Source organism: Catenuloplanes indicus (genome assembly GCF_030813715.1).
GTDB classification, from domain to species: domain Bacteria; phylum Actinomycetota; class Actinomycetes; order Mycobacteriales; family Micromonosporaceae; genus Catenuloplanes; species Catenuloplanes indicus.
Genome location: NZ_JAUSUZ010000001.1, coordinates 2760437 through 2777522 on the forward strand (window position 1 = coordinate 2760437; position 17086 = coordinate 2777522).

Below are 17086 nucleotides of genomic sequence, written 5' to 3' on the forward strand. Positions count from 1 at the left end.
CGGGCGTGCCGCCGGGACCCGGATCAGCGGGCGAACGGCTCCAGCATCATCGACGTCGCGCGCAGCCACGCGTTCCGCGTCTCCGGCTGGAGCTGGTGGTACTCGATGGACGCCCCGGTCTCCAGGGCCGGGTCGTACGGCACGATCGCGACCGCGCGGGTACGCGTCTTGAAGTGCTTCTCCAGGTCGTCGAGCAGCGGCGACTTGCCCGGCGTGGGACAGGAGATGAGCGTCACCGCGTTCGACACCAGGTCGCCCATGCCGACGTCGTCGAGCAGGTCGAGCATCCAGTCCGCGGTGAACGCGGCGTCCTCCCGCGGGACCGTGGTGACCACCAGCTGGTCCGCGGCCTGCAGTACGGTCTGCCAGTTCACGCTCTCCACGTTGTTGCCGGTGTCCACGCAGATCACGTCGTGGGTACGCCGCAGCAGCTCCAGCACGCGGCGGACCGTGTGCTGGTCGAGACGCTGGGCGAAGCGCGGGTTCTCCTCACCGGCGAGCACGTCGTACGACCCGTCGGAGGCGTGCCGGAGGAAGTCGTCGAGCCGGTCGAGCAGCTCGGCACCGTGCGCGATCTCGATCTGGGCCAGCTCCGCGATCAGATGCCGGACCGTGCGCGCGTGCCGGGCGCTGCCGGCCCGCAGGCCGAGCGTGCCGCGCAGCTCGTTGTCGTCCCAGGCGAGCACGCCCTTGCCGCGCACGCTGCCGACCGCGGCCGAGGCGAGCACGGTCGCGGTGGTCTTGTGCACGCCGCCCTTGGGGTTGGCGAACGCCATCACGCGCGGGCCGCCGAGGTCGCGCTTGAGCACGCTGATCGCGCGCTCGGTCTCCACGTCCGCCGCGGGGCGGGCCGCGGCCTCGGGCGCGGCGTTGCCGAGGAAGCCGACGTTCTTCGACTGGAACCGGCCCGGCGCGGCCTGCGGCGCGGGTGGTTCGGGCGTGGGCGGCGGGGGCGGCGGCACGTACCCGGGCGGGGACAGGATCGAGTAGCGCGACGGCTGCGGGTAGTCGCGCTCGGGCGCGGCGTAGGCCTGCGGCACGCCACCGTAGGCACCGGCCGAGGGCGCCGGAGCGGACGCGGGCGGTACCGGCGGGGCCTGCGGGACCGGTGGCGCCGGCGCGGCGGCCTGCGGCACCGGTGGGGGCGCCGGAGCGGCCGCCGGTGGCGTCGACGGGCCGGACGGGTAGCGACCGGGCTGGACCGGCGAGTAGCGCGGGTCCAGCGCGGCGTAGCGGGACTCGAAGGCGCCCTCGTCCGGCGCGACCGGTGGCGGCTGCACGGACTGCCCGCCGTAGGCACCGGCGGACGGCGGGTACGGCTGGCGGCGGCCCATGCCGGGACCGTCCGGACCGGGCCGCATCGGCGGCTGCTGCGCCGGTGGCGGCTGCACCGGGTCCGGGCGCCCGTTCACGGCCGCGCCGTAGGACGGGGACGCGGGGGTGCGTTGCGGCCGGCGCGGGAGCGGGCTGTCCGGCGGCGGCACGGGGCCGTCGAACGGGTTGCCGCCGGGCGGTGCGGACTCGAGGTAGCCACGGCGGGACGACTCCGCCTCGTACCGGTTTCCGCCCTCGGGGTAGCCGTTCGACTCGGGGTAGCCGTTCGACTCGGGATAGCCGTTCGCACCGGGATGACCGTTATGCCCGTTCGCCGGGTAGCCGGGCTCACCGCGGCCCGCCCGGTCCGCGTTCACCTGGGCATGCTCCCCGGTCCGGCCACCGAGCAGGGCACGGTCAAGAAGCGCGCGCCATCGCGGCGGCGGTTCCTGCGCCCGACCCCAGTCGGTCTCGGTGCCCTCCACGGATGCATCCTCCCAGCGCCAATGGTCTGCCTGACAGGCTACGAAGGAAACCCGCTTCAGGCCACACCCGCATCCTCATCCCAATCGTCCGGCCGTCTACCCGAAACCGGACTCCGCAGACCCTAACGATGCGTGCCTGATCGTGCGGCCACCGCCCCGATCGCCGAACCTGACCGTCGGTACGGGGCTGCCGCGCTGCCGGATGGTTCAACGCGTGGGGCCGCGCCGGGATGCTGCCATTCTCCCCTATCGGCCGCCCGGCGTCACGGGTGTGCCGTTCGGAGCCATGGATTCTGTGAGACCGTCCACAGGTGGTTTGACCACGTCGTCCTGTTCCGGCAGCGGCGGCAGGAGCACGGCCCGGTCGAGGCGGGACAGCTCGCGGGCCGGATCGACGACGCGCACCTCGGGCCGTCCGGCGAGCGCGGACAGCTCCGCCGGCGTGGCCCGAATCACGGCCGCGTAGAGACACGAACACCCGTCGCGGTACGCGGTCGCCTCCGCCGCGGCGACCGTGGCACCGCTGTCGTACACGGTCCGCAACTCCGACTCCGGCGCCGAGTCACCGGTCAGCTTCGCGCTCAGCCGGCGGTAGTCCGCCGCCTCCCGGTCCTTGCGCTCGGCGATCACGCGCATGCCGCCGATCAGGTCGGCCGGCAGCCGCTGCACCGCGATCCGGACGATCTCGGTCTGCGTGCCGGGCAGCGGCACCCGGCCGACCACCACCGCGACGGCACGGCCGTCCAGCGCGGCGGCCAGCCGGTCCGGCGCGAGATACTCGGTGAACGTGACCAGCGCGAACGCGCTGTCGGTGCCGCCGAGCGCGGCCAGCTCGGCGTCGGACTCCGCCGCGTACCCCGGGATCGAACCACCCTCGGCCACGCCGACGCGCACCACGTCACCCACGGTGTCGTCGCCGGCCGGCGGTGGCCGGTCCGCGGCCCAGACCGCGGTCAGCAGCACCGCGGTGGAGGCGGCCACGGCCGCGCCGGTCAGGAACCGCAACCGGCCGGGGGTACGGCCGGCGCGCGCGAGACCCCGGCCGAGCGGCGGCAGCACCCGCTGGTCCAGCCGGCGCAGCAGTCCGGTCAACTCGCGGCGCGCAGCACGTCGAGGGCGTGCTGCAGGTCGTCCGGGTAGGGGCTGACGAACCGCACCTCCTCGTACGTACCCGGGTGCGTGAAGCTCAGCTCGCGCGCGTGCAGCCACTGCCGGTGCAGGCCGGCCCGCTGCGCGAGCGTCGGGTCGGCGCCGTAGGTGAGGTCACCCACGCACGGGTGCCGCATCGCGGACATGTGCACCCGGATCTGGTGGGTGCGCCCGGTCTCCAGCCGGATGTCGACCAGGCTGGCCGAGCGGAACGCCTCGATCGTGTCGTAGTGCGTGACGCTCGGCTTGCCGCCGGTCATCACCGCCCACTTCCAGTCCGAGGACGGGTGCCGGTCGATCGGCGCGTCGATCGTGCCGCGCAGCGGGTCGAGATGCCCCTGCACGACCGCGTGATAGCGCTTCTCCACCTCGCGCTCCTTGAACGCGCGCTTGAGCACCGTGTACGCGTGCTCACTCTTCGCCACCACCATGAGCCCGGTGGTACCCACGTCGAGCCGGTGCACAACCCCCTGACGCTCGGCGGCGCCGCTGGTCGCGATGGTGTGGCCGAGCCCGGCGAGCCCGCCGATCACGGTCGGGCCGGTCCAGCCCGGGCTCGGGTGGGCCGCGACGCCGACCGGCTTGTCGACCACCACGATGTCGTCGTCGGAGTGAACGACCCGCAGGCCCTCCACCGTCTCCGCGACCACGGTGGGCGGCGCGGCCGGTGCGGGCAGCGTCACCTCCAGCCAGGCGCCGCCGGAGACCTTGTCGGACTTGCCGCGGCGGACGCCGTCGACGTACGCGTCACCGGCCTCGACGATCGAGGCGGCCGCGGTGCGGGAGAGCCCGAACAGGCGGGAGACGGCGGCGTCGAGACGCAGGCCGTCCAGGCCGTCGGGTACGGGGAGGGATCGGGTGTCACCGGGGGGTTGCGTCACGCGCTCGTGCTGTCCTTCTCGTCACTGCTGCCGGGGGCGGGCTTCTTGCCGCCGTCCGAGGATATCCGGGAGCCGTCGCGCTGCCGGCCGGTCAGCTCCAGCAGCACCGCCAGCACCACGCCGATGCTGAGCGAGCTGTCCGCCCAGTTGAAGATCGGAAACGCACCGCCGCCGGGCTGGAACACGCTGACGAAGTCCACCACGTGCCCCTGGAACGGGGACGGCTCGCGGAAGACCCGGTCGATCAGGTTGCCGACCGCGCCGCCCAGCACCAGGCCCAGCGAGATCGCCCACGGGATCGACCGCAGCGACCGCGCCATCCAGCCGATCCAGCCGGCCACCAGGATCGCGACGATCGGGAAGATCCAGGTGTAGTCCTCGCCGAGGCTGAACGCGGCGCCGCTGTTCCGGATCAGGCTCCAGTAGAGCACGCCCGGGATCACCGTCACGTCGTCGCGGTAGTTCAGCGTCGCGAGCGCGATCTCCTTGGTCGCGAAGTCCGCCGCGACCATCACCGACGCGACCGCACCGAGGACGGTGACCGCCCGCCGGACACTGCCGGGCCTGCTCGCCCCAGCTTCTGCGGGCGGCTGCTGCGCCTCCACCGTCACCGGTCCGTCCTCCCCGGCGGCGCGGAAGTCAGCGCCGCTCCTCCAGTTGCTTGCACTTCACACACCGGGTGGCGGACGGGAACGCGGCCAGCCGCTCGACCGGGATCGGGTTCCCGCACCGCTCGCACCACCCGTAGTGTCCTTCGTCCAGCCGCTCCAGCGCACGCTCGACCTGGTTGATCCGCTCCAGGAGGTTGTTCGCGAGCGTGATCTCCTGCTCGCGCTCGAACGTCTTGGTGCCGGTGTCCGCCTGGTCGTCGCCCGCCGAGTCCCCCAGCCTCTCGCGCTGCAGGCCGGCGATCTCGATCAGGGTCTGATCGTACTCGTGGCGCAGTTCGTCCCGGCGGCCCGCGAGGGCGGCCCGGATCTTCTCGGTCTCGGCCGCGCTGCGGGCGCCCTTCGCGGGCGCGGTCTTGCGGGTCGGCGTGCTGGTCTCGGCTGCCTTCGCCATGGTCGTCGCTCCCTCGGCCGCGCTCGTCGCGGCGGTCGGCGGTGCTGTGTCTGCCCGCGTCGTGTCGATCCGTGCCGCCCGGGTGGCGGTGGTGCCGGCCCGGTTCGTCGTCGTGTTCCCGGCCGGGGCGGCGCTTCTCCCCGGGGTGGTCTTCGTGGCTTTCCCGGCTCCGGCCCGTACCGTTTCGGTGGCCTTCGCCGTTTTTTCAGCTGGTGCCGTGATCGCGTGCTTCCCGGCCGGCGCGGTTGTGGCCGCGGTCTTCACCGGCGCGGCCTTGGCCGCGGCCCGCCCCGGTGCGGCCTTGGCCGTGGTCTTCACCGGCCCTGCCTTGGCCGCCGTTCGGACCGATGTCGTCCTGCCCGCCGCCGCCCTGGCCGGCGTCACCCTGGCTGCCGCGGCTCTGGCCGCCGCGACCCCGGTCTCCGCCGCACCGGCCACTGCCGTCCCGCCGGGTGCGGTGCCGGCCGACGGCCCGGCCTTGGCCCGCACGGCCGCGGTCCCGGTCGCCGCTGTCCCGGCCGAAGCGGTCCGGGCCGAAGCTACCTTGACCGGCGCTGCCTCGGCCTGGGTGACCTTGGCCGGGCCGGCCTTGACGGAATCCACCTTCGCCGCGTTCACCTTCGCCGTGTCGCCCTTGGCCCGGGTCACCTTGGCTGGAGTGACCTTGGCTTTGACGATCTCGGCCGATGCGGTTCCGGCCGGGGCGGCTTTCGCCGCACCCGCGCGGGTGACGGGCGTCGTCGCGGCGCCGGTGGATCGGCCCGTCGTGCCGGACCGGCCCGTCGTGCCGGATAGGGACGCCGCGCCGGCCGTTGTGCCCGTCGCGGACTTCCCACCGGACGCACCGGTCCCGCCGGTCGTCTTCTTCGCTGTGCTGTTCTTCGGCGCCGCGGGGGTGCTCGACCTCGCCCCGGCCCGGCCGGCGGCCGGACCACGGTTCGGCGAGCTGACCGCCCCCGTCGCGGCGGGTCCGGCCGGTTTCGCCGCGGTACCGGCGCGTCCCCGGTTTCCCGGTTTGGCGGCCGTCGCCGTGGTCGCGGCCGTGCCGGCCCGTCCCGACACCTTACGGCCAGTGCCCTCCTGGTCGCCAGTAGTAACTTTCTTAGCCATGTCCGCCCCGCCTGACCATGGCGCCCCCCACGTGCAAAAAACGGGCGCACGGCGGACGCCGTGCACTCCGGAGGTTCGCAAGAATACGGACCGTGAGCGAATCCGACAACAGGGCGCACCGTGGTGAACCATTTTCACCACATCTGTCCGGGTAATTTATCGCAAATCCGACACAGCCCTCCTAAGATCGATCAGAGCCTGTATCACCGGTCCGGAGCCCCGCCGTCCGCGCCGTACTCGTTGAACCAGCGCGCCAGCCGACCGCGCCGGCTCACCGCGCGCAACCGCCGCTCCGCGACCTCACGGACCTCCGCGGTCGCCACGATGAGCAGACTGTCGCCGGACCGCAGCCGGGTGTCCGGCGCCGGCACGAAACCGGAGCCGTCGCGCACCACCAGCGTCACCGACGCACCGACCGGCAGCCGCAACTCGTCCACGTGCACGCCGCCCAGCCGGGACCCGGCCGGGATCGCCAGCGTCAGCAGGTCCGCGCCCATCCGGTCCAGCGGCGCGGTCTCCACCGACAGTTCGGTGGGCTCCGCGTCGGCCACCACGCCGAGGCGGCGGGCCAGCGGCGCCAGCGTGCCGCCCTGCACCAGCGTGAAGATCACCACGAGCACGAAGACCACGTCGAAGAGCCGCCGCGCACCGGGTACGGACTCGGAGAGCGGGATCGTGGCCAGCACGATCGGCACCGCGCCGCGCAGCCCGGCCCACGACAGGAACGTCTGTTCCCGCCAGCCCAGCCGGATCCGCCGGCGCAACGGCCGGAGCAGCGTGTACGGCAGCGCGGACACCAGCACCGACAGCGGGCGTGCCAGCAGCACCAGCGCGAGACCGGCGACCAGCGCCTCGTCGATCGCGCCCGGCAGCCGGTCCGGCGCCGCTAGCAGGCCGAGCAGCACGAACAGGCCGATCTGCGCGGTCCAGGCCAGCCCGTCCGCGAAGCCGAGGATCGCGGCCCGGTGCGGCAGCCGCGCGTTGCCGAGCAGCACACCGGCGACGTAGACCGCGAGAAAGCCCGACGCGTGCGCGACCGCACCGGCCGCGTACGCCAGCACGGTCAGCGCCACCGCCGCGATCGGGTACAGCCCGGCGGACGGCAGCGCGGCGTGCCGGAGCAGCCAGCGGCCGGAGACGCCCACGGCCCAGCCGATCGCGGCGCCGGCCACCAGCTCGTACCCGACGATCAGCAGCTCGTACCACCAGGGATGGGCGCCGAAGCCGGTGGTGGAGAGCAGCACCACGACTATCACCACCGGTGCGTCGTTCATGCCGGACTCGGCCTCCAGCGTGGCGACCAGCCGCGATGGCAGCCGCAGGCGGCGCAGTGTGGCGAAGACCGCCGCCGCGTCCGTGGAGGAGAGCACCGCGCCGTAGAGCAGTGCGAGCCGCCAGTCCAGGCCGAGCAGCAGGTGCACGACCACGCCGACGGTGACGATGCTGACCGCGACGCCGGCCGTGGAGAGCAGCGCGGCCAGGCCGAGCACCGGGCGCAGCGTGCTGGCCCGCGCGGTCAGGCCGCCCTCCGCGATGATCACGATGAGCGCGCAGAAGCCGAGCACCCGGGTCAGCTCCGCGTCGTCGAACCGGATGCCCAAGCCGTCCTCACCGATCAGCAGACCGATGCCGAGGTAGATCAGCAGGCTGGGGAAGCCGAAGCGGGTGGAGATGCGGACCGCGGCGACCGCGATCAGCACGACGGCGGCGCCGAGCAGCAGTGCCAGGTCTATGTCGCCGCTCACCCGCCGTCCCGCAGCTCGGTCACGGCCGCGGCCAGCGCCTCGGGCGCGTCCGCGACCAGGAAGACCTTGTCGCGGCTGGCGGCGCCGAGCCTGAGCGTGACGGACGCGGGCCGCACGCCGAGCGCGGTCGCGAGGGCCCGGCGCGCGGCCTCGGTGGCGCGGCCGTCGACCGGCGGCGCGTTCACGGCGACGACCAGCGCCGGGCCGTGCGGCCCGTCGTGCCGGCCACCGACCCGCGCGCGCGATGCACCGGGCTTGACCCGGACGGGCACGGAAACGTCCATGCCCCTCATTCTGTCGAACGCAGCTGCGGGGGCCCGGTTACGCGACTGTGAAGATCACACTCGACGAGCGTCGGCGAGCAGCGCGCTGTCCGGCTCGCACAGGCCGCAGGGGGTGAAGCCGAGTTCGGCCGCCTCGTTGACCGGGAGCGGCTCCGCCTCCTTGTCCATCAGGTGGACGCAGCCGGCCAGGTGGTATCGCGGACGGCCGTCCACCACGTAGACGTCGGCGGTCATCCGGGCGACGCGCGCGGCCTCGGCGGCAGAGACCAGCTGCGGTTCCGGCTCGTCCTCCGGGTCGTCGGCCGGCTCGCGCGGCGGCGGGACGGTGGCCTCGCGGTAGGCCGGCGCCTCCGGCTCGGCGGCGCCGTACCCCGGGTAGGCCTCGTCCCGGAACTCGGTGGAGGTGACGGTCGACGGGGTGCCCTCCCGTCGCTGCCGGCGGCCCTCGTAACCGGCGAACTCCTCGTCGAGGTACTCCTCGGCGGGCGCACCGTACTCATCGCTCTTCGAGTCGGCCTCGGCCATCACGTCCGCGTTGTCGACCATCTCGGCGCGCGCGGCGGCCGCCTGCCGCATGCCGACCACCAGGGTCACGGCAGCGAGCAGACTGCCCACGATCGAGCCGATCAGGAGCAGGCTGGACGCGCTCATCAACCCGAGCACGAGCAGCGTGATCGCGACGAGGATGAGCAACAGGCTGATGACGATCATGGCTCACCCCCGTCGCGAGGACTAGCGGCCGGACTCGATCGAGGAGCCGCTGCGACCGCCGCCGTACGACGAGGCGAGACCCGCCGCGGCGAGACCGCCGGACCCGCCCACCGCGCGGTTGCCCTCGCTGCGGGTCAGCTCCGCCTCGAGCCCCTGGCCACGGCCGTCGAGGTCGCGGAGCTGGCTCTCGAGGTACGCCTTCAGGCGGGTGCGGTACTCCCGCTCGAACTGCTTGAGCTCCTCGATGTGCTTCTGCAGCGCCGACCGCTTCGCGTCCAGGCCGCCCATGGCCTCCTGGTGACGCTGGCGGGCGTCGCGCTCCAGCGCGTCCGCCTTGGCCCGCGCCTCGCGGGTGACCTCCTCCGCCTTGGTGCGGGCGTCGGTCAGCAGCTTGTCGGCCTCGCGGCGCGCGTCGGCGACGTGGTCGTCGGCGGTGCGCTGGGCCATCATCAGGACGCGGAGCGCCTGCTGCTCACCGTCCGGGTTGGCACCGGGGCCACCCAGGCCACCGGCCGGGCCACCCTGCGCGCGCACCTGGTCGAGCTCGGCCTGCATGGCGCGAGCGGCCTGGTCGGCGGCGGCCTTGTCCCGCTGGACACGGTCGAGCTGCGCCTTGAGGTCGTTGAGCTCGGCGGCCATCCGCGGGTCGGCGCCCGGACCGGCCGGGGCGACGGGGCGACCGCCACCACGCTCGACCTGAGCGCGGAGCTCGTTGTTCTCTTCGATCAGACGGGCGAGCTCGCGCTCGACCTCGTCAAGGAAGGCGTCGACCTCCTCCTCGTCGTACCCCCGCTTGCCGATGGGGGGTTTTTTGAAGGCGACGTTGTGGACGTCGGCCGGGGTCAGCGGCATCGAAACTCCTCGGGTCAGTTGCGGCCGCGTGGCGCGCTGGTCGTCAGGTTCTCAACCCTTTGCACGTTGTTCACCTGATGATCAACGGCCGTACCACGAGTTCCATCAGCACGATCAGGATAACCAGCAGCACAAGGGAGGCCAGGTCGAAGCTCACGGTACCAATTCGCAGTGGTGGGATCACACGCCTCAACGCCTTGAGGGGTGGATCAGTGACGCTCCACACCGACTCCAGTGCCGCGGCCGCACCCCGGCTCGGCTGCCATCGCCGCCCGTACTGCAGCACCGCGCCCAGCACGAATCGTGCCAGCAGTGTCAGGAAGAACACGTACAGCAGCAGGTAGAGGACTTGCAACACGATCGACAGCACGGCGAGCGGGGCCCCTAGTAGCTCAGGTAGGACAGCGTCGGGTCAGGTCTGACTGAAAAACCCGCCCTCGGCGATCTTGGCCTTGTCCTCCGCGGTGACCTGAACGTTGGCCGGCGAGAGCAGGAAAACCCGGTTGGTCACTCGCTCGATCGTACCCCGAAGACCGAACGCCAGTCCGGCCGCGAAGTCGACGAGACGGCGGGCGTCACCCTCATCCATCTCGGTGAGATTGATGATCACGGGTACGCCGTCCCGGAAGTGCTCGCCGATCGTCCGCGCCTCCCGGTACGTCGTCGGGTGCAGCGTGGTGATCTGGTAGCGCTGCTCCTCCTCCGGCACCGTGACCCGGCTCGGGGTGGGCAGCGGCGGCGCCAGCGCCAGACTCTCCTGCGTGGGGTAGGTGAGCGCGCCGGACACCCCGCCACCCGTTCGGGTGATCGGCCGTACCGTCGCGGTCTGCTGCTCCTGCTGCTCCCGCTCGCGCTCGGCGCGCTCGGCCTCGATGCGCTCCATCTCCTCGCGCACCGAGGAGCGGGACGGCCGCTCGTGCCGCTCCCGGTCGATGCGCGAGGTCCGGTCGCGGAGGTCGGACCGGCCGCGGGTGCGGGGCACCGCGGGCGGCTCGTCGATCTCCTCGTCCTCGTCCTCGAAGTCCTCGGTGTACCGCCGGCGGTCGTGGTCACGCCCGCGGTAGCTGGACCGGTAGCCGTCGTCGCTGTAGCGCGAGTCGTCGTAGCGGGGGTCGTCGTCCTCCTCGACGAGACCGAGCCAGACACCCGCTCGGCGCAGGGCGCTCATCCGATCACCTCCGCGCCACGGAGGCGGACAGCGTGACGCAGCACCGCGAGCCCCTCCCGCGTCCGCCGAGCGTGCTCGCCGAACCCCGTACCGTTACGCCCTCTCATGCCTGCCCCCACCTCGCCTCCGCCGTGACGGCACCGCCCCCTGCCGTGCCGCTGCCCTGCGGTGGAACCTCGACATCAGTCCCTCCCCGGACCGGCGAGGGCCGGTTGATACCCCCGCTGGACCTTCGTGAATCCCCCATCGCGGTTGAATCACACTCATGTAGTTCGGTTCCGCGGTCAGGCTACCGCAGCGGTGCGCGCAAGCCGAGCAACGCGCCGCCCACCCTCACGTGTGTCGCGCCGTGCGCGATCGCGGCCTCCAGATCGCCGCTCATGCCCGCGGAGACGAGCTCCGCGCCCGGGTGCGCGGCCCGCACGCGCGCCGCCACCGCGGCCAGCCGGGCGAACGCGGCGGCCGGTTCCCAGTCCTGCGGCGCCACCGCCATCACACCGCGCAGCGTCAGCTCCGGGCGGGCCGCGATCGCGTCCGCGACCCGCTCGACGTCGTCGTCCACGGCGCCGCCGCGGTGCGCTTCGCCGTCCAGGTTGACCTGGACCAGCGCCTCGATCGGGGTGTCCCGCTGCCGGGCGGCCGCGGTGGCCAGCGCCTCGGCGAGCCGCTCGCTGTCCACCGAGTGCACGACGTCCGCGTACCGGGCGACCGAGCGGGCCTTGTTGCGCTGCAACTGCCCGATGTAGTGCCAGCGGACCGGCGCGGTGACCGCCGCCGCCTTCGGGGCGGCCTCCTGGTCCCGGTTCTCTCCCACGTCCGTGACGCCGAGCGCAGCGAGGTGCTCGACGTCCGACGCCGGGTAGGTCTTGGTCACCGCGATCAGCGTCACGCCGGCCGGGTCCCGCCCGGCCGCCGCGCACGCCGCGTCGATGCGGGCGCGCACCACGGCAAGGTTGCCGGCGATCTCGTCCCGCCGCGCGTCACTCACTATTGTCCTCCGGAGACGAACCGGCCCGGGGAGTCCCCGGGCCGGTCAATGGCACTGCTCAGGAGCCGTTCTTCAGGAAGTCCGGCACGTCGACGTCGTCGAAGAGCACCTTGCGGCGCTCCTGCGGCGGCGGCGGGAGCGGGTTGGCCGGTGCGGTCGGCAGCGGCGCCGGCTGCGGCTTGCGCACCGACTCCACCGGCTTGTACGCCGGAGCGCCGCCGTCGAAGCCGGCCGCGATCACGGTCACCCGGACCTCGTCGCCGAGCGCGTCGTCGATCACCGCGCCGAAGATGATGTTGGCGTCCGGGTGGGCCGCGTCCGTGACCAGCTGCGCCGCGTCGTTGATCTCGAACAGGCCCAGGTCGGAACCGCCGGCGATGGAGAGCAGCACGCCGCGGGCGCCGTCCATGCTCTGCTCCAGCAGCGGGCTGGAGATCGCCGCCTCGGCCGCCTCGACCGCGCGGTTGTCACCGCGGGCGCTGCCGATGCCCATCAGCGCGCTGCCCGCGCCGGACATGACGCTCTTCACGTCCGCGAAGTCGAGGTTGATCAGACCCGGCGTGGTGATCAGGTCGGTGATGCCCTGGACACCGGAGAGCAGGACCTGGTCGGCCTGGCGGAACGCGTCCATCATGCTTATTCCGCGGTCACCGAGCGCGAGCAGCCGGTCGTTCGGGATCACGATCAGCGTGTCGCATTGGTTGCGCAGCTCGTCGATGCCGGACTCGGCCTGCACCTGGCGGCGCTTGCCCTCGAACGAGAACGGCCGGGTCACCACGCCGATGGTGAGCGCGCCGAGCTTGCGCGCGATGTTCGCCACGACGGGCGCGCCACCGGTGCCGGTGCCGCCGCCCTCGCCACAGGTCACGAACACCATGTCCGCGCCCTTGAGGACCTCTTCGATCTCGTCGCGGTGGTCCTCGGCCGCGTTCTTGCCGACGTCGGGATTCGCACCCGCGCCAAGACCGCGGGTCAGCTCGCGCCCCACGTCCAGCTTCACGTCGGCGTCACTCATCAACAGCGCCTGCGCGTCGGTATTGATCGCGATGAACTCGACACCCTTGAGCCCAACCTCGATCATCCGGTTGACGGCGTTGACGCCGCCGCCACCGATACCGACGACCTTGATAACCGCCAGGTAGTTGTGCGGAGGAGTCATCGGTCTGCCTTCCCTTCCCCGAGGTTGACGGGCATCGGCGACAAAGGCCCGGTCAGGCCGTGTCGACTTATGCGCCGGAACGTTGAGGTTGAGGCGGAACCCTCACCCTCTACTAGAGGTCGAGAGTTATGTCAACCACGCAACCTCTCCGGCAACGTATGCGGACGTGAGGCCTCAACCAAGAACCGACACGGCGTGTCGTGTTTCTGGTCGTCGCTCCGCTCCTCCGGCTCGGCGCCTCAGATCCGGCCTGTAGTGGAACATTTGGGGCAAAAGAAGACTGCTTTGTCCCAAATGTTCACTACGGTCGGCGGCGCCTCACACCGCGTGTGTCGAAAGTCGCCCTATCTGAGCGACACGACCTCGGGCGCGCTGACGTCGATCGTCTTCTCCTCGCGGCCCAGCAACGCCGTGGCCACGGAAGACTTGACCGGATTCTGCGAGGAGTCGCCCCAGATGATGGTGCGCTCGTCCGCCAGGTTGAGCCGGATCCGGGCCGGCGCCTCCACCGTGACGGAGATCAACTTTGCCTTCAGCTCGGCACTGAGTGCGGCCAGCACCTCCAGCCCGGCGCGCGTGTTGACGTCGTCGGGGCCGGGCTTCGCGACCTCCAGGCGGGGCAGCTCGGCCGGGCGCTCCGGCAGCGTCCGGAACGCCACGCCCTCGTCGTCCACGACCGCGAAGGCGTCGCCATGCGGCACCGCGGCCACGCCGGTGCGCTCGATCACCTCGATCAGCAGCGTGCCGGGCCAGCGGCGGGAGACCACCGCGCGGTCCACCGGCGCCAGCGCCTCCACCCGGGCCGCGACCGCGCCGGTGTCCACCCGGGCCAGCGGCGTCAGGTCGGCCACCGCGGCTGCGTCGCGCACCCGCGGTGGGTCGAGCAGCACCGCGCCGGTCACCTCGACCCGGCGCACGCCGAGCACGCTGGTGCCGTAGATCATCCAGCCGATGCCGGACGCGACCGCGAGGATCGCCACCGCGACCGCCCAGGGCAGCGCCGCGCGGATCCGGCGCTGGCGGGCCCGGCGCATGAAGCGCCGCACGGACGGCGGGACCGCGTCCCGGTCCGCCCGCACCAGCCGCCAGCGCCGCACACCGCCCTGATCGCTCATTCCGCCGCGGCTCCGAGCGCCGCGATCAGCTCGTCGCCCAGCATCGAACTCGGCGGCGCGCCCATGGTCACCACCACGTCGCCCGGCCGGGCCCGGCGGACCACCTCGGCGGCCACGCCGTCCCAGTCCGGCACGAACACCTTGCGCTCGGCCGGCAGGTCGATCGCGGCGGTCAGCGACACGCCGCCCTCGCCCGGCAGCCTGGTCTCGCCGGGGCCGAAGACCTCCATCACCACGGCCTCGTCGGCCAGCGACAACGCCTCGGCCAGCTCGGTCTGGAAGTCGCGGGTGCGGTAGACCCGGTAGGGCTGGAACACGACGATCAGCCGGCCGGTGCCGGCCACCTCGCGCAGCGTCTCGATCGCGGCCTTGACCGGCACCGGGTGGTACGCGTACTCGTCGTACACCATGATGCCGTTGACCACGCCCTTGCGCTCGAACCGGCGGCGCACCCCCGGGAACGAGGCCAGCGCCTCGACCACCTTCTCGATCGGCAGGCCGAGGCGCAGCGCGGTGAGCACCGCGGCGGAGCTGTTCAGCCCGAGCAGCCGGCCGGGCGTGGGGAGCAGGATCTCGCCGAGCGCGAGCCCGTCCAGTTCGGCGCGGTAGCGCACACCGGCCGCGGACGAGCGGATGTCGAAGATGCGCAGGTCCGCGTCGTCGGCCTCGCCGTACGTGTAGACCGTGTGCCCCTCCGCGCGGAGCTGCGCGGCCATCCGGCGGGTGCCCTCGTTGTCCGCGCAGGCCACCACGAAGCCGTCGCCCCGCCCGTTGACCGGCGAGTCGGCCAGCCGGGCGAACTCGCCGAACGCGGCCTCCAGCCCGGCCAGGTCGCCGTACGTGTTGAGGTGGTCCTCGTCGATGTTGGTGATCAGCGCGACGTGCGGCCGGTAGCGCAGGAACGACCGGTCGCTCTCGTCCGCCTCGACCACGAAGTACGGCCCGGAGCCGTGGTGCGCGTTCGACCCCACCTCGGAGATCTCGCCGCCGATCACGAACGACGGGTCCTCGCCCGCGTGCTGCAGGATCAGCGTGATCATCGACGTGGTAGTGGTCTTGCCGTGCGTGCCGGCCACCGCGATCGCCTGCCGGCCGGTCATCGCGGCGGCCAGCGCCTCGGACCGGTGCAGCACGCGCAGCCCGCGCTTGCGCGCCTCCACCATCTCCAGGTGGTCCTGCGGGATCGCGGTGGAGTAGACGACCGTGTCGACGCCGTCGAGGTTCGACTCGGTGTGCGTCATGTGGATCGTGCCGCCGAGCGCGCGGAGCGCCGCCAGGTACGGCCACTCGCGCAGCTCGCTGCCGCTGGTCTTGATGCCGCGGGTGAGCAGCAGGCGGGCCAGGCCGCTCATGCCGACGCCGCCGACCCCGATCAGGTGGACCGAGCCCAGCTGCTCGGCAGTGAGCTCCGCGGTGTTCATATCTCGATCAACCCTCTCGCGCGCAGCCATGGTCGTCAGGCAGCCTCATCATCCTCTGCGCTCCGGCCCTCCACGCAGCCGGGTGACCCGGTCCCGGGTCGCGGCCCGGGCCAGTCGCGCGGCCTGTCGTTCCTGGCCGGCCGGCACCCTGGTGGTGGCACGCCGGGCGACCGGCGCCTCCGGTTCCCGGGCCGCCGGCGGCAGCGGGGGCAGCGGCGCCCAGAGCAGCCGCACCCAGCGGGCCGGTGGGCGGGCGTTGAGCGCGCGGGCCGCGTCCGGCTCGGCGCGGGCGAACGAGGCCAGCACTCCTATCGCGGCCAGCGTCACCACCAGCGCGGAGCCGCCGTCGGAGATGAACGGCAGCGGCAGGCCGGTGATCGGCAGGAGGCCGACCACGCCGCCCACGTTGACGATGGTCTGGATGACCAGCCAGGTGGTGATGGACGCGGCCGCCAGCCGGCGGAACGGGTCCTGCACGCGGCGGGCGATCCGGTAGCCGGTGTAGGCCAGCACGGCGAACAGCGCCAGCACCACGGCACAGCCGACCACGCCCAGCTCCTCCGCGATGACCGCGAAGATGAAGTCGTTGTGCTCGGACGGCAGCCAGCCCCACTTGAGGCTGCTCTTGCCGAGCCCGGTGCCGAACCAGCCGCCGTCCGCGATCGCGTACCGGGCCTGCATCATCTGGTAGCAGCCGGCCTGCGCGCACTCCTCCGGCGAGGCCAGGAACGAGGTGATCCGGTCCAGCCGGTAGTTGGGCGCACCCGCCTCGCCGGAGCCGGCACCCTGCGACGCGGCCGCGATCAGCAGGCCGATGCCGCCCAGCCCGACCAGGGACAGCGCGGCGAAGACGCGCAGCCGCACGCCGGCCGTCCAGAGCAGGCCGACCACGATGCCGAGCAGCGGCAGCATGGTGCCGGTGTCGTTGTAGCCGACCAGCACGAAGAGCAGGCCGACCGCGGGGCCGAGCGGCATGGACAGCTCGCGCCACCAGCCCATCGCCGCGCCCTTCCGGGCGATCATGTCGGCGCCCCACAGCACCAGGCCGAACTTGGCCAGCTCGGACGGCTGGAACTGGACCGGCCCGATGTACAGCCAGAGCAGGTTCGCGGAGACCGGGCCGATCTTCGGGGACGCGATCACGCCGAAGCCGTCCAGCACCACCAGCAGGTCCAGGATCGCGAGCAGGATCAGCGAGACCACCATCACCGGGAATCCCACCTGGCGCAGGGTGGTGGCCGGCAGGCGCTGCACGGCCCAGAACGCGATCAGGCCGATCAGTGCGAACAGCGCCTGCTTGCTGATCATCGCGAACGCGTTGCCGTTCTCCGCGTAGGCCCGCACGCTGGTCGCCGAGAACACCATGGTCAAGCCGATCACCAGCAGCAGACCGGAGCTGGCCAGCAGCAGGTAGTAGGAGGCCAGCGGCCGGGCCAGCAGCCCGCGCAGCGCGGCCAGCCCGCCGCCGAGGTCCACGCCCGCCCGCGGCGCCGCCGCCTTCGCCTCGCTCACGCCGTCCGCCATGGCCCCATCATGTGCGCCCGGCACGCCGTGGACACGCTGCCCGCCGGGCGTGTCGAGCAGAGAAAAGCTCACAAAAAACATCCGGGGGTACGGGATCAACCCGTACCCCCGGATGGGG

The 17086-nt window shown here is 72.7% G+C and carries 17 protein-coding genes; 1 reads left to right on the forward strand and 16 read right to left on the reverse strand.

Features of this window, described 5'->3' with window-relative positions; translation table 11 throughout:
* Positions 1-23: 23 nt before the first annotated feature.
* From J2S42_RS12370 to J2S42_RS12390, 5 genes are all read right to left on the reverse strand, one after another.
* Positions 24-1799: a MinD/ParA family ATP-binding protein gene (locus tag J2S42_RS12370; RefSeq protein ID WP_307238701.1), complete on the reverse strand. Its 1776-nt coding sequence runs from the start codon at positions 1797-1799 to the stop codon at positions 24-26.
* 246 nt (positions 1800-2045) lie between these two features.
* Positions 2046-2891 carry a hypothetical protein gene (locus J2S42_RS12375; protein ID WP_307238703.1) on the reverse strand — a complete coding sequence of 282 codons (846 nt, stop codon included), beginning with the start codon at positions 2889-2891 and terminating at the stop codon, positions 2046-2048.
* Complete coding sequence (locus tag J2S42_RS12380) at positions 2888-3829, reverse strand: RluA family pseudouridine synthase (RefSeq protein ID WP_307238705.1); 942 nt, start codon at positions 3827-3829, stop codon at positions 2888-2890. Before J2S42_RS12380 ends, J2S42_RS12375 begins: the two co-directional genes overlap by 4 nt.
* Positions 3826-4440: a signal peptidase II gene (lspA, locus tag J2S42_RS12385; protein ID WP_370879167.1), complete on the reverse strand. Its 615-nt coding sequence runs from the start codon at positions 4438-4440 to the stop codon at positions 3826-3828. The genes J2S42_RS12380 and lspA overlap by 4 nt, the downstream gene beginning before the upstream one ends.
* Before the next feature lie 28 nt (positions 4441-4468).
* Positions 4469-4891: a TraR/DksA family transcriptional regulator gene (locus J2S42_RS12390; protein WP_307238707.1), complete on the reverse strand. Its 423-nt coding sequence runs from the start codon at positions 4889-4891 to the stop codon at positions 4469-4471.
* Between J2S42_RS12390 and J2S42_RS12395 the strand changes: the two genes are divergently transcribed.
* Positions 4890-6128, forward strand: coding sequence for a hypothetical protein (locus J2S42_RS12395; protein WP_307238710.1), 1239 nt, complete (start codon positions 4890-4892; stop codon positions 6126-6128). The genes J2S42_RS12390 and J2S42_RS12395 overlap by 2 nt on opposite strands.
* Positions 6129-6204: 76 nt before the next feature.
* Here the strand turns inward: J2S42_RS12395 and J2S42_RS12400 are convergent, their stop codons facing one another.
* The 11 genes from J2S42_RS12400 to J2S42_RS12450 all read right to left on the reverse strand — a co-directional run bounded on the left by J2S42_RS12400 (position 6205) and on the right by J2S42_RS12450 (position 16968).
* A complete protein-coding gene (locus J2S42_RS12400) occupies positions 6205-7746 on the reverse strand; it encodes a potassium/proton antiporter (protein ID WP_307238712.1) in 1542 nt (513 codons plus the stop codon).
* Positions 7743-8039 carry a DUF167 domain-containing protein gene (locus tag J2S42_RS12405; RefSeq protein WP_370879168.1) on the reverse strand — a complete coding sequence of 99 codons (297 nt, stop codon included), beginning with the start codon at positions 8037-8039 and terminating at the stop codon, positions 7743-7745. The genes J2S42_RS12400 and J2S42_RS12405 overlap by 4 nt, the downstream gene beginning before the upstream one ends.
* 45 nt (positions 8040-8084) lie before the next feature.
* Positions 8085-8741, reverse strand: a complete 657-nt coding sequence (locus tag J2S42_RS12410; protein ID WP_307238715.1) for a hypothetical protein — start codon at positions 8739-8741, stop codon at positions 8085-8087.
* 21 nt (positions 8742-8762) lie between these two features.
* Positions 8763-9593, reverse strand: a complete 831-nt coding sequence (locus tag J2S42_RS12415) for a DivIVA domain-containing protein (RefSeq protein WP_307238717.1) — start codon at positions 9591-9593, stop codon at positions 8763-8765.
* Positions 9594-9663: 70 nt separating this feature from the next.
* Positions 9664-9963, reverse strand: a complete 300-nt coding sequence (locus J2S42_RS12420) for a YggT family protein (protein WP_306826902.1) — start codon at positions 9961-9963, stop codon at positions 9664-9666.
* Positions 9964-10005: 42 nt separating this feature from the next.
* Positions 10006-10761 carry a cell division protein SepF gene (locus tag J2S42_RS12425; protein ID WP_307238718.1) on the reverse strand — a complete coding sequence of 252 codons (756 nt, stop codon included), beginning with the start codon at positions 10759-10761 and terminating at the stop codon, positions 10006-10008.
* A gap of 289 nt (positions 10762-11050) precedes the next feature.
* Positions 11051-11749, reverse strand: a complete 699-nt coding sequence (locus tag J2S42_RS12430; protein WP_307238720.1) for a YggS family pyridoxal phosphate-dependent enzyme — start codon at positions 11747-11749, stop codon at positions 11051-11053.
* Between the two features lie 58 nt (positions 11750-11807).
* Positions 11808-12908: a cell division protein FtsZ gene (gene ftsZ, locus J2S42_RS12435; RefSeq protein ID WP_307238722.1), complete on the reverse strand. Its 1101-nt coding sequence runs from the start codon at positions 12906-12908 to the stop codon at positions 11808-11810.
* A gap of 344 nt (positions 12909-13252) precedes the next feature.
* Positions 13253-14023 carry a cell division protein FtsQ/DivIB gene (locus tag J2S42_RS12440; RefSeq protein ID WP_307238724.1) on the reverse strand — a complete coding sequence of 257 codons (771 nt, stop codon included), beginning with the start codon at positions 14021-14023 and terminating at the stop codon, positions 13253-13255.
* Positions 14020-15444, reverse strand: a complete 1425-nt coding sequence (gene murC, locus J2S42_RS12445) for a UDP-N-acetylmuramate--L-alanine ligase (RefSeq protein ID WP_307238726.1) — start codon at positions 15442-15444, stop codon at positions 14020-14022. Before murC ends, J2S42_RS12440 begins: the two co-directional genes overlap by 4 nt.
* A 48-nt stretch (positions 15445-15492) precedes the next feature.
* Positions 15493-16968 (reverse strand): FtsW/RodA/SpoVE family cell cycle protein, encoded by a 1476-nt coding sequence (locus J2S42_RS12450; RefSeq protein ID WP_307238728.1) that lies wholly within the window; start codon positions 16966-16968, stop codon positions 15493-15495.
* Positions 16969-17086 lie beyond the last annotated feature (118 nt).

Coding starts and splice junctions, on each gene's coding strand:
- J2S42_RS12395 (WP_307238710.1), top strand. CDS start 4,890: ATGGTCGTCGCTCCCTCGGCCGCGCTCGTCGCGGCGGTCGGCGGTGCT.
- J2S42_RS12390 (WP_307238707.1), bottom strand. CDS start 4,891: ATGGCGAAGGCAGCCGAGACCAGCACGCCGACCCGCAAGACCGCGCCC.
- J2S42_RS12405 (WP_370879168.1), bottom strand. CDS start 8,039: ATGAGGGGCATGGACGTTTCCGTGCCCGTCCGGGTCAAGCCCGGTGCA.
- J2S42_RS12410 (WP_307238715.1), bottom strand. CDS start 8,741: ATGATCGTCATCAGCCTGTTGCTCATCCTCGTCGCGATCACGCTGCTC.
- J2S42_RS12415 (WP_307238717.1), bottom strand. CDS start 9,593: ATGCCGCTGACCCCGGCCGACGTCCACAACGTCGCCTTCAAAAAACCC.
- J2S42_RS12425 (WP_307238718.1), bottom strand. CDS start 10,761: ATGAGCGCCCTGCGCCGAGCGGGTGTCTGGCTCGGTCTCGTCGAGGAG.
- ftsZ (WP_307238722.1), bottom strand. CDS start 12,908: ATGACTCCTCCGCACAACTACCTGGCGGTTATCAAGGTCGTCGGTATC.
- J2S42_RS12440 (WP_307238724.1), bottom strand. CDS start 14,023: ATGAGCGATCAGGGCGGTGTGCGGCGCTGGCGGCTGGTGCGGGCGGAC.
- murC (WP_307238726.1), bottom strand. CDS start 15,444: ATGAACACCGCGGAGCTCACTGCCGAGCAGCTGGGCTCGGTCCACCTG.
- J2S42_RS12450 (WP_307238728.1), bottom strand. CDS start 16,968: ATGGCGGACGGCGTGAGCGAGGCGAAGGCGGCGGCGCCGCGGGCGGGC.